This window comes from Candidatus Trichorickettsia mobilis (assembly GCF_034366785.1).
Taxonomy (GTDB): domain Bacteria; phylum Pseudomonadota; class Alphaproteobacteria; order Rickettsiales; family Rickettsiaceae; genus Trichorickettsia; species Trichorickettsia mobilis_A.
This window is the reverse complement of the sequence record NZ_CP112932.1, coordinates 475,014-487,740: the sequence shown is the minus strand read 5'-3', so window position 1 is coordinate 487,740 and position 12,727 is coordinate 475,014. Positions and strand designations below refer to the sequence as shown.

At 34.3% G+C, this 12,727-nt stretch carries 10 protein-coding genes; 4 read left to right on the top strand and 6 right to left on the bottom strand.

Annotation, left to right across the window (positions count from 1 at the left end; genetic code table 11):
- Positions 1-3: 3 nt before the first annotated feature.
- The 6 genes from Trichorick_RS02205 to Trichorick_RS02180 all read right to left on the bottom strand — a co-directional run bounded on the left by Trichorick_RS02205 (position 4) and on the right by Trichorick_RS02180 (position 7,206).
- Positions 4-1,533 (bottom strand): HlyD family type I secretion periplasmic adaptor subunit, encoded by a 1,530-nt coding sequence (locus tag Trichorick_RS02205; RefSeq protein ID WP_323738627.1) that lies wholly within the window; start codon positions 1,531-1,533, stop codon positions 4-6.
- Positions 1,534-1,563: 30 nt separating this feature from the next.
- Positions 1,564-3,333, bottom strand: coding sequence for a type I secretion system permease/ATPase (locus Trichorick_RS02200; RefSeq protein ID WP_323738626.1), 1,770 nt, complete (start codon positions 3,331-3,333; stop codon positions 1,564-1,566).
- Between the two features lie 314 nt (positions 3,334-3,647).
- Entirely contained in the window at positions 3,648-4,814 is a 1,167-nt protein-coding gene (locus Trichorick_RS02195; protein WP_323738625.1) for a hypothetical protein, read from the bottom strand.
- Between the two features lies 1 nt (position 4,815).
- Positions 4,816-5,829 carry an aspartate-semialdehyde dehydrogenase gene (gene asd, locus Trichorick_RS02190; RefSeq protein WP_323738624.1) on the bottom strand — a complete coding sequence of 338 codons (1,014 nt, stop codon included), beginning with the start codon at positions 5,827-5,829 and terminating at the stop codon, positions 4,816-4,818.
- Entirely contained in the window at positions 5,826-6,197 is a 372-nt protein-coding gene (locus tag Trichorick_RS02185; protein WP_323738623.1) for an HIT domain-containing protein, read from the bottom strand. The genes asd and Trichorick_RS02185 overlap by 4 nt, the downstream gene beginning before the upstream one ends.
- A gap of 247 nt (positions 6,198-6,444) precedes the next feature.
- Positions 6,445-7,206 (bottom strand): M15 family metallopeptidase, encoded by a 762-nt coding sequence (locus Trichorick_RS02180; RefSeq protein ID WP_323738622.1) that lies wholly within the window; start codon positions 7,204-7,206, stop codon positions 6,445-6,447.
- Positions 7,207-7,407: 201 nt separating this feature from the next.
- On the opposite strand from Trichorick_RS02180, the gene Trichorick_RS02175 reads away from it, so the two are divergent.
- From Trichorick_RS02175 to Trichorick_RS02160, 4 genes are all read left to right on the top strand, one after another.
- Positions 7,408-8,019, top strand: a complete 612-nt coding sequence (locus Trichorick_RS02175) for a peroxiredoxin (RefSeq protein WP_323738621.1) — start codon at positions 7,408-7,410, stop codon at positions 8,017-8,019.
- A gap of 417 nt (positions 8,020-8,436) precedes the next feature.
- On the top strand, positions 8,437-9,594 hold the full coding sequence (gene dprA / locus Trichorick_RS02170; protein ID WP_323738620.1) for a DNA-processing protein DprA: 1,158 nt from the start codon (positions 8,437-8,439) through the stop codon (positions 9,592-9,594).
- Between the two features lies 1 nt (position 9,595).
- Positions 9,596-11,965: a type I DNA topoisomerase gene (topA, locus tag Trichorick_RS02165; protein WP_323738619.1), complete on the top strand. Its 2,370-nt coding sequence runs from the start codon at positions 9,596-9,598 to the stop codon at positions 11,963-11,965.
- Positions 11,962-12,717 (top strand): LicD family protein, encoded by a 756-nt coding sequence (locus Trichorick_RS02160; RefSeq protein WP_323738618.1) that lies wholly within the window; start codon positions 11,962-11,964, stop codon positions 12,715-12,717. Before topA ends, Trichorick_RS02160 begins: the two co-directional genes overlap by 4 nt.
- The last annotated feature ends 10 nt before the right edge of the window (positions 12,718-12,727 follow it).

The following is a 12,727-nucleotide window of genomic DNA, read 5'->3' as shown; positions in this document are numbered from 1 at the left end:
TATTTATTTCTCGCGAAATGCTCTAAACATAACATCGGTAACTGGATCTAATAAATAACGAAGCAATGTTCTGGTACCGGTTACAATCTGCACCTCAGCTTGCATTCCAGGGTGCAATTCCAGATTTCTAGATTTTGCTACTTTTTCAAATTCATCCATATCTATTTCAATTCTAGCGATATAAAAACTATCACCCATTGCAGCACCAGGATTCTTATCTTGTACGATATCCGGTGATATTGACACTACTTTTCCAGTAAATAATGGAGTGGTTCTAGATTTGAAAGCACTAAATCTTATTTTTGCGACCAACCCTGGGTAAACAGAATCTATGTTCTTATGTGAAACTTTTGCTTCGATAAGTAGTGAATCGTTGGTTGGAGAAATTTCCATAATTGGACTACCTGGGCTAATGACTCCACCAATAGTATGATAGTTTAAGACATTTATTACACCATCAACCGGAGATTTTATCACTATACGATCTAATGAATCGTGTAAAGCATAAAACTGTTCACGCAAGCTTCCAGCTTGAATCTGGGCGTCTTTTAATTCAGCCAGAGTCTTATTGGTAAATTTATTTTGTAAATTGATAATTTCAATATCACTTTTAGTAATCTCTTGATAAGTTTTAGCAATTTCAGTATCGGTCATAGCGATTTCACTTTTAGCGCCAGCTTCTTTTGCTTCTAATTCTAACAATGTAGCTTTTTGGACAAAATTCTTTTCATGTAGTGTTCGTGTTGCCTTTAGGCGATCGGTAATTACTTCCAAATTTTTAGCAAGAGAAATTTTCTTAGCTTCATATCCTTCAATTTGTTTATTTAACTGAGCAATTTTTTGGTGCAAGGATTCTTTCTCAGCTCGATACATTTCTTTTTGTGCTTTGAATAAATTTTCTTGAGTATGTATTGCTTTTGCTACTTCAGGAACAGCAATATCTTGGGTAAGAAATTCAGGAAATACTACTGTTTCTTGATTATCACGTTCTGCAATCAAACGACTTTCTGTAGCTAATGCCGTTCTATATTGATGTAATACATTTTCATGTTGTGACTTAACTCTAGTTTCATCAAGTTCTATCAATTTATCTCCAACAGCCACAACATCTCCCTGATTAACAAAGATCTTCTTGATAATCCCACCTTCTTGATGTTGAATAGTTTTTTTATTGGTATTTGAGATTAAAGTACCTTGTGCAACTGCTGCACTATCAAGTGGTGCAACACTACTCCATATTCCGCCAATGCCTACGAAAATGATGATCACATATACACCAAATACAATCGGTGATCTAGCTGCCTGCGATACATCATTACGATTACTACCTTCTTTTTTGGTAATAAAATTAATGAAATTATCAAGAGAAACTGTTAATTTTTGCATTTTTTGCACAATTGTAGTCAAGCTCTTTTGTATAACTTGCTGCCTTTGAGTTAGCTTCGGTTTAGCAGCCATACCTTGTTGTAACGCCATTAATTGCTGTAATTGTTCCATGGTAATTTTTGGCTTTGGTTCTTTTGAATCAGACATAATCAAAACATTATTTATCGTTAAAAAATATTATTTATCATTAATATGGATAGTACCACTTTTTAGCATTTTTACTCGATTCTGGATCTCGTCCTGAGAACCATATGCTGCTACCGCTCCGTCTTGTATGACCAGAATTTTGTCTACCACTGATAATACTGAAGGTCGATGAGAAATCACAATCACCGCAGTGTTCATTGCTTTTGCTTGTTTTAGCGCATTAGATAAGGCAATCTCACCAGCTTCATCGAGGTTAGCATTTGGTTCATCAAGTATTACCAGCTTTGGAGAATCATAAAATGCTCTGGCAAGTCCTATACGTTGCTTCTGCCCTCCAGATAGGTTTGAGCCGGCTTGACCAATATCAGAATCATAACCATCAGGAAATCGCAGAATCATCTCATGGGCTCCAGCAATTTTTGCTGCCGCAATAACTTTTTCTGGGTCTGCATCTTCAATCATTCTAGCAATATTTTGTTTGATGCTACCGCTAAATAGCTCGATTCCTTGTGGCAGGTAGCCAACATGTCTACCAAAATCCTCTCGGTTCCAACGAAAAATTTCTCCACCATCTAATCTTACAGCTCCTGAAGCAGCCTTCCAAACTCCAACAATTACTTTAGCTAACGTTGATTTACCAGCAGCCGAAGGACCAATAATCGCCAGTATTTCTCCAGGTTGTACACTAAAAGACACTCCCTTTAGAATATGTTGTGGAGTAGGGGGTTGCATTGCACCTTGAGGTGTAGGTAATGCATAATATACATTCTCTACTGTTAAATGTCCTTCCACATGCGGTATAGGCATAGACTCATCTCTTGAAGTATAACTATTTAGTGCTTGATTGATGTTTTTATATGATTTCATAGCACCACTAATGCTTTTCCATAATTCAATGGCATTATCAAATGGTGCCAAGGCTCTACCAACTATAATAGAACTCATAATCATGCCCCCGGTGGTCATATCTTTACCGCTAGTAGTAACTACAACGTAAGCACCTATTCCGGTAACTAGCATCTGCATTATATTACGAATAAATCTTGAGAAGTTTGAAATAACGCCGTTACGATAGCTGGCCATAGATTGTTTGGCCAATGATGCCTGATTGAATTTTTGCCAATTCTTGGTAACATTCTTCATCATACCCATAGCTTCTACAGCCTCAGCATTTCTGCTTGCAATCTCTGCTTGTGTCAAGCTTTTGATTGAAAATTCAGTTGCTTCACCTAAGGTTTTATTAGTGGCTACCGCATTAAAAAATGCAGTAGATACAATTAACAGTGCTCCAACTATTGTAAGTATACCTAAATATGGATGAATTAAGAAAATTACAATAATATAAATAATGCTCCATGGTGCATCAAATAATGTATTAATTCCAGTACTGGTAAGAAAAGTCTTAACGGTTTGAAAATCTCTCAGTAACTGACTAGCATTAATTGGTACTCTAGTTGCTGATGCTGATACTGCATGACCAAATAAGGCGGGTGAGAGGTTGTTATCTAACCATTCTCCCACCTTGATCAAGGTAAATGACCTGGCTATTTGTAACAACCCATATACAAAATAGACCGAACCAATAATGACTGATAACATTAGCAAGGTGTTAAGGCTACCACTACCAATTACTCGATCTAATACTTGTAGTGAGTATAGAGGCGTGATTAGCATCAAGAGATTAATTACAAAAGCGAACCAGAAGGTTATCCAGAAAACTTCTTTGCATTTTTTAATGGCTCTAGTGAAGAGGTTGAGGTTTTTATCAAGAACGTCTACATCAATAGGATTATTTTGCATAGCTTTTACTTTTTATTGTAGCATTAAATTAATTAACAATATACTAATTAATTAAGGTAATTGACTGGAATTACTTAATTAATATTGCTAATTATTAACTATTGATTACAAAAAGTCAAGGAAAATTTATATTATTATGTATGATCTACTCAATTTATTTCTCTAAATTAAATATAGCATCGGCAAACTAAGCTTGAGACGATAAATTTTACGCGATTCACATGTGCGAAACAAAGTAATAAGCTTACGCATGCTCACACAAAATTTATCGTCCTAAGCCTACTGACTCTAGCTATATATAGTTTCTCCAGAACCTAGCTAATCAACAAATCAGAGTAGTATGTAGATAGTGCTCTTAATGTCTCTTGTGATAAGATTGATAAAAGATTGCCATTATAACCAACGCCATATAAAATAATCGAACTAAAAGCTAAATAAGGATTTATTGGTATAGTAGAAAAATCTATACTAATGCCAGTGTTTTGCTTAAACCAATCTAAATTAATGTTTTGCCCAATTCGCTCAAAAGATAAGATATTTTTTGTGTTTTGTTGTACATTTAGCATAAATGATTTTGCTATCTGTTTTTCATAATTAGAAAAGTATAAAAATAATTTTATGGTATTATGAGAAACAGTTTCATTGTTTGGATTATGACTTAGTTCGCTTGAAAATTTATATGGTGTAAGACTGACATATTTACCGTAGCTGTTAGCAACATTCTCAATAATATATTGGGTAATTATCAGATTATCAGCCATGTCTAAAATATCATCTGTAACAATACCAATTCTACAACCTGACGCTTGATTATTGTGACAATGAAAGCTGGTTTTTACTCCAATATTTTCAAGAACATTCACTATTTCACTTCTTAAATTTGATAATTTATCTGTAGGCTCTATTTGTTTTTCGTAATATATTCTTTTTCTCTCTAAACTTATTTCTTTAAAATGTTCAAAATTAGCTCCTTCATTTATTTCTGTCAGAATCCTTGAGCTTGCCTCCGTAGTTAACTCAGTGCTTAAAATATTAGAAGAAGTTATTGATGAAGTATAATTATGCATATCAGCATTTGATGAGGTAATAGATTTAGATATTTTTTTAATGGGTTTTTCAAAGTTATTTTCTGTAATTTCTGACACATTAAAGTCGATATAGCACTCACATGGTATGTTGGACGAAGCTGTACTTTGCTCTATACGAGTTTTAACTTGTGCTCGTACATCTAATTTATCTGTTAAATTTTCACACAAACAAAATATCGTTGGCAAATTTCTGAAAGGATCTAAAAAATACTTAGATTTTATAGGTTGTAATTGCATATTATTGTTAGTAATGAATAGATCATTAGTTTGAAGATTTTTTACTGCAATATCAAGTTGCCTCAGCATTCCAATCTCATCGACAAATTTTAAAGATAAAAACTTAGCATTATGTTTCTGAATATATTGCATGATGGTATTTAAAACTGTAGTCATTCTATATGTACCTAGTTAGTTCTTCGGCAATTTGTACAGCATTTAAAGCTGCTCCTTTACGTAAATTATCTACTGTTATCCATAAATTAATACTATTCATTCTACTATTATCAGAACGAATTCGAGAAACGTATACAGCATCAAGACCGGCTACTTCTACTGGAGTAATATATTGTTCACCGGTATTAGCTGATAGTACCTTGACGCCATCAGCTTGGCTTAAAATTTCCGTTATCTCATTAATGTTAATGTTATCCGAGAATTCAATATTTACTGAGATAGAATGTCCAAGAAATACTGGTACTCTAACACAGGTAACGCTGATTTGTAATTGAGCTCCCATAATTTTTCTAACCTCCGATTCAATCTTTGATTCTTCTGAAGTAGAACCATCAGTGTTGAAATCTCCTATATGAGGGAATAAATTAAAAGCTATTTGTTTTTTAAAAACATTAGGTTGACGATCTTGAAAAACGTACTTGGCTTTAGTTTGACTATATAATTCGTCCATAGCAGCTTTACCTGCTCCAGAAGTGGATTGATAAGTTGAAGCTACCACTCGGTTGATTTTGTATTCATTATCAAGGGGCTTTAGAATTACAGTTAAGGGAATAGTACAGCAATTTGGATTCGCTATTATATTTCTTTTGCTATAATTTTTGAGATCAATAGGATTTGCTTCTGGGACAATTAAAGGAACGTCTGGATTAAGTCTAAAATATGATGATTTATCAATTACTATACAGCCATTATTTGCGATTTTAGGTATATATTGTTTGGCTATAGTGGAGCCAGCAGCAAAAAATGCGATATCAATTTTATTAAAGTCGATACTATCTAAAGTTGATATTTTTAATAATTTCTCACCATAGCTAACTGATTTGCCAACAGAACTCCTGGAAGCAACAGCATTTATTTCAGCTATAGGAAAACTTCTTTCAGCCAATATTTCCAGGACGTTAGAGCCTACATTACCGGTAGCACCAACTACAGCTATATTATATTTTTTTATCATAAATTTCCAACACGACCAACAAGCTGTCTGCCGCCAATAATATGGGTATGAAAATGAAAGATAGTTTGCCCAGCTTCGCTACCTTTATTTGTAATTAGACGATACCCCATAGTTGATAAATCAAGTAATTGAATTATTTCATCAATTTTAATAAAATAATGTTTTATCAGTTCTGCTGAAGCTTTTTGTATGAAATCACTATAATCAATATAATGTCCTTTGGGAAGTACTAGTACATGTATCGGAGCTACGGGGTTAATATCATGAATTGCCAGAATTTGGTCATCTTCATATAGTTTTTTAGCCGGAATTTTTCCTGCAATAATCTGTGCAAATATATTGTTTTCATCATAAAGTGAAGAAGTCATTGTCGTCGCCTCTAGTGTTTTATATGGCTTGAGATGATAATGTTCGAGGAGAGCATTCAATACGAGTTCAGGATGACTGTCGTATATCAAGTTGAGTTTTGCGACGAAATCGAAGCAATCCAAAAAATAAACGACATGTTTTACTGAATTGTTTCAGCCAATTGTGGTCTCAAAGCTTGACGATTGAGTGCTAATTTTCTTTAACTTGTCGGTATGGTTGATTGAACACTCTCTGTTCAAGTATATATTATTTTATGTCAAAGTCAAAATAACGATCAGGAAATGGTTCCTTAGCTAAAGTATAATGCCACCATTCTTTTGCATACGGTATAAAACCGTGTTTAATCATCATTTCTTTTAAAAAATTACGTCTATTATTTAAGTCAGGGATATTTTTTCTAGAATCATGATGAGAAATTTCGTCAAATAAATCAAAAGATGAACCCATATCTATAGTACCATCATCGTGATAGGGGATTATAGAACCATCAGTTAAAGTACGTTGCTTAATGACACTGGTTAGTTGAAGTGTATGGTTTACGCTAATAATGGTAAGATCAACAGTGCTGCCACGACTGTGGGCTGATTTTTCTGCTATATAACCAAGAGGTATTATTTGTGATTTATCTACGTATGGATAAAAAGCCATTTTGTTTTTAGCGTCGTTTGTTTTTGACCAGCGTACAAAATGCTGTACAGCTTTATTAGGTCTATATGCGTCATAAACTACTAGAGAATAACCCTGGGCGATCAGGTCTTTTTGCACTGCTTTTAAAGCTTCTGCTGCTTGTCTCGTTAATATAGCAACTGGCATAACATAGCCATCAATTTTACTGCCGATAAAATTATCGTTACCAGCATATTTCATTTCCAGAATAATGGAAGGATCAACTTCATGAAGATATACAAACCCATCTGGTAAATTTGTACTAGATGACTCAAGTGACATAGCATTCATAGTAGTTACGTTTAAAAGTAAAATAAAAATAATTGAATGGAATTTCATCATTAATATACTGATGGGTATTTGTTATATAAATATAAATAATAACCTACAGTTTAGTAGTTTAATTTAAAATCTTTGCCGTGTAAAGCTATTCTTATGTTGATTTACTAGTGCGTTATAAGTATTCTATATTTTTTATACCAGATTTATTGTCAAATTGCATCTGAGTGATATAATTGAATTAACTTAAAGGAGCAAGTTTGTATGCAAGATACACGCGCATTTGTTGGAAAAGTAGCCCCAGATTTTACGGCAAAAGCAATTATGCCAGACAATACTATTGAACTTAGTTTTAATCTAAAAAATTATACCAAAGGTCATAAGGCTGTTATATTCTTTTATCCACTCGATTTTACTTTTGTTTGTCCTTCGGAAATTATAGCTTTTAACAATCGATTAGGCGAGTTTTCTTCAAGGAACACTAAGTTAATTGCTGTTAGTGTTGATTCACATTTTTCGCATTTGGCCTGGAAAAACACTCCTAACAACAAAGGTGGAGTGGGTAATATTCAGATTCCTATGGTTTCAGACATTAACAAGGAAATTTCTTGTGCTTATAACGTTCTAAATGATGATGGAATTAGTTTACGTGGTACATTTTTATTAGATGAACTTTCTATTATACGTCATTTGTTAGTTAATGATCTGCCACTAGGTAGAAGTGTTGAAGAAACATTGCGTATAATTGATGCGCTTGAATTTCATAGTACAAATGGGGAAGTATGCCCTGCTGGATGGCATAAAGGTGATGAGGGAATGACTCCGTCACAAAAAGGAGTGGCTGATTATTTGACTTCTAATGCTGATAAGCTATAAATACACTATTATACTCGGTATATACTCGGTGAAAACTGCGGATTGCGTTGTCATCACTAGAGATCTGTGGTGCTCACGTAGTTTACTACGCTGCGCTTCTTGACTCTGTGATTCCTAGCACTCCGCAGGTTAAGACCTTCGTCTATTTCGTCCTAATATTATAAAAAATTTCAGATGGGAGTGTGAAATCTAGTTATCTGCGATCCAGAAGCCTCACTTCATTTTTTATATTAAATTGAAGAGAGTGTTTGCTGAAATAAGACCCGTCATTGTAAGGGTTACGCTTCGCAATGACGTGAGGAGCAGCTCACAATAACGTTCATATCGTCTCTTTTGCCTTAACTTGACGTTTAGGTTTCTGCAGCACTCTCCAATTGAATTAGTATTGCTCTTCATTTATACGGAACATTATGAATAATGCTTAAAGAATTATTGCTGGGTAAGAAATCACATACTTATACTAGTGAAATTATAGATATTTTAAGGTTAATTAGAAGCGAAAATGTTGGTCCAAGAACATTTTTAGCTTTATTGAATTTATTTGGTAATGCAACTTCAGCTTTGGAAAATATAGCAGAATTTTCTGTACGTGGCGGTAGATTTAAGCCAATAAAAGTATATTCATATGATGATGCTATCAAGGAATTGGAGTTACTGGATAAATTTGGTGCAAAAATTATTTCTTATAAGTGTGCACAATATTCTAGGTTCTTGCGTGAAATTCCTGATTTACCACCGATACTTTGTTATAAGGGTAATGTTGAATTACTTGCTGCACCGCTAACGATTGCAATTGTTGGTGCTAGAAACGCTTCAGCGAATGGCCAGTTTTTTGCTAGTAAATTAGCAAAAGAACTAATACAACAAGGTTATGTAATAGTCTCAGGGTTTGCTAGAGGTATAGATACCGCAGCTCATAAAGCGTCTTCAACTAAGACAATAGCGGTAATGGCCGGAGGAATAGATTATGTCTATCCACCAGAAAATCAAAAATTATACGATACTATTGCAGATGGTGGTTTAATTATCGCTGAATTACCGATAGGGGTCAAACCGCTTAGTCAGCATTTTCCACAACGTAATCGGTTGATTTCTGGATTATCTTTAGGCACGGTGGTAGTCGAAGCTACTATTAAATCAGGTTCTTTAATTACTGCAAGGTTTGCTTTAGAACAGAATCGTGAAGTTTTTGCAGTGCCAGGATTTCCTTTGGATCCTAGAAGCAGTGGTACTAATAAATTGATTAAAGATGGAGCGCATTTGACCGAGTCGGCACAAGATATAATTGCTAATATTAACATTCCGGATTACGAGAAATCAATGACACCACTTGAAGATTTACAACGTTATAATAATAATTATAGGCCTGTAGATCATAAATATCTGAATCAGATTGATGATGCTATGCGAAAAACTATTATGAATCTGCTGTCAAGCACTCCGATTGAGTTTGAAACTATAGTCGAAGCAGCAAAGATGCCGCTGCCAGTAATTTATACCATAATATTGGAGCTTGAATTGGCCGGTAGCATTGTTAGAAGCCCAGGAAATAAATTTTGTTTAGCTTATAAATGATATGAAATTAGTAATAGTAGAATCACCGGCGAAAGCTAAAACCATCAAAAAATATTTGGGCAATGAATTTGAAGTTATTGCGTCAGTAGGACATGTAAGGGATTTACCGTCAAAAACTGGATCAGTGTTGCCAGAGCAGGATTTTATGATGAAATATGCGATCACTGATAAAGCTGGTAAACATATTGCTAACATTACCAATGAAGCTGCAAAAGCTAGTGCTATCTATCTTGCTACTGATCCTGACCGAGAAGGTGAAGCAATTTCTTGGCACATCATAGAAATCATCAAAGAAAAAAACATCGTAACTGATGATAAGATGTTTAATAGAGTAGCATTTAATGAGATTACTAAAGCTGCAGTGATTGCTGCCATGGCTAATCCAAGAAAAATTGATATTAATTTAGTTAATGCTCAACAGGCTAGGCGTGCTTTAGATTATTTAGTGGGATTCACGTTATCACCATTATTATGGCGTAAATTACCTGGTTGTAAATCAGCGGGAAGAGTACAGTCCGTGGCATTACGTTTGATTTGCGAACAAGAAGATAAAATTGAACAATTCAAGACTGAAGAATATTGGGATATTTGGTTTGATTTCTTTAATCAGAATGCAGAAGCTTTTAAAGCCAAACTAACTCATATTGATGGCCATAAATTAGATAAATTTCATATTACTAATGAAAGTCAAGCAACTGAATTAGTAAATATTTTAGATGGTTCAGCATTTTCGATAAGTGATATTGAGAACAAACAACAAAAACGGCAACCACCGCCTCCTTTTATTACTTCCTCTCTGCAGCAAGAAGCAGCGCGTAAACTAGGATTTGGTGCAAAAAAAACTATGCAAATCGCTCAAAAACTTTATGAAGGGATAGATATTGAAGGTAATACTATCGGTTTAATTACTTATATGCGTACCGATGGTGTTACTATGGCTGATGATGCAATCCACTCCATTCGTAAATTAATACAAAATCTTTTTGGTGATGCATATGTACCAGCTAATCTTAAGAAGTATAAGTCTAAAGTTAAGAATGCTCAAGAAGCACATGAAGCGATTAGACCTACTGACATTAACTTAACTCCGGATCAATTACGTAGCCAATTAGATAAAGATCATCATAAATTATATGATTTAATCTGGAAACGCTCGATGGCTTGTCAAATGGAGAATGTAGTTATTGATGCGGTAGTCGCCACCATTAATTCGCATGATCATAGGTTTATCGCTAGAGCTAACGGTTCAACGATAAAGTTTGATGGTTTTTATCGAATTTATCGTGAAGGTATCGATGACGAGCAGGAAGAAGAAGCTAAAATCTTGCCTAATCTAGTGATAGGAGAACAGCTTAAAACCATCGGTGTAAATCCGTTGCAGCATTTTACCGAACCGCCACCAAGATATTCTGAAGCAAGTTTAGTTAAGAAAATGGAAGAGTTGGGTATTGGCAGACCATCAACCTATGCCAGTATCTTATCAGTGCTACAGGAAAGGAAATATGTGAATTTAATGAAGAAACGCTTTATTCCCGAACCACTAGGGCGTTTAGTGACAACATTTCTAGTAGGGTATTTTAAGAAATATGTAGAATATGATTTTACAGCAGCTTTAGAGACCGAACTTGATGAGGTGGCTGTTGGACAGCTTGACTGGAAACAGTTGTTAGGTAATTTCTGGCAGGGATTTAATGGTAATATCAATGCAGTTAGTGAGCAAAAAATTACTGATATTATTAGTTATATCGAACAATCATTAACCGGTTATTTATTTGGTTCAGACCACACTTCTACTACAGTCAGACAATGTCCGTCATGTAAGGACGGACAATTACATTTAAGATTAGGAAAGTTTGGTGCTTTTATTGCTTGCGATCATTATCCAGAATGTAACTTTAAAAAATCGTTGACCGCTACTAATGTTGATTCGGATGCTACTAAGCCTGAACAAGATAATAATAAAGATAATAATAATAGATTAATTGGTCAGGATAGTGTTAGCGGATTAGATATTTACCTGAAAAAAGGACCATATGGTTGGTATGTACAATTGGGGGAAGTCTTGTCTAAACTTGAGAAACCAAAGCGTGCGCCACTACCTTCGATGATTGATCCACATAATTTAAAGCTTGATATTGCTCAAAAATTACTTAACTTACCATTGAAAATAGGAGAGTATCCTGGCTCAGGAGCCGAAATAATGCTAGGTATAGGTAAATATGGTCCTTATCTTAAACACGATAATGCTTTTTGTTCGATCCCTAAATCATTAGACCCATTTAATATTACTGTTGAACAAGCAGTAGAGATTATTAATGCTAATAAAATTAAGAATAGCAACAAGCAAAAAATTGCTGTTAAGAAAACATGAAGAAACCACAATTTAGCTTCAAACAACGATTATTAGGTATATTATTTATAATAACGGCATCGTATTTTTTTTATTTATATATAAATGAGTCAAAATCAAAATGGCGTTATGCTGAATTTACTATTGAAGAGTTCCAAAAATACTACATGAAACCGGAACATGCTTTAACGCTATATCAAATGATGAAAGATACTCATGAAATTTTAGCAAAGCATAATATTAACTATTGGATAGATAGTGGTACCTTACTAGGAGCAGTACGGCATCGTGGATTAATACAGTATGACGATGATTTGGATATTTGTATAATGCATGAGGATGAATTAAGACTTCAGGATATCCTCCATGAATTTGCGGATATTGGTTATAAAATTAATCATCATTTTATATATCACATTATGCCTAAGGATACAGAATATCCGATTCTAGATATCTTTATTTGTCGTAGAATAGATAATAAAATTACATATGCTCATACAGCAGCTCGGCATAAATTTCCTAACTATTTCTTTTATGAAGAAGAATTATTCCCATTAAAGATGTACGATTTTGGTCAAATAAAAGTCACTGGTCCTAATAATCCAATTCCTTTGTTAGATAGGTATTATCGTGACTGGGATCAATATGCAGTTATTTGGAATCAACATGCGGTTGGACGTCCTGCTGGGGTTGAGATGACAAAAGTGAAATTAATTAAAGAATTTTTAGTACCGGCTGAACCGCAGGAACCATTGAAAAACCGAGTCAAATAATTAGGAGTAT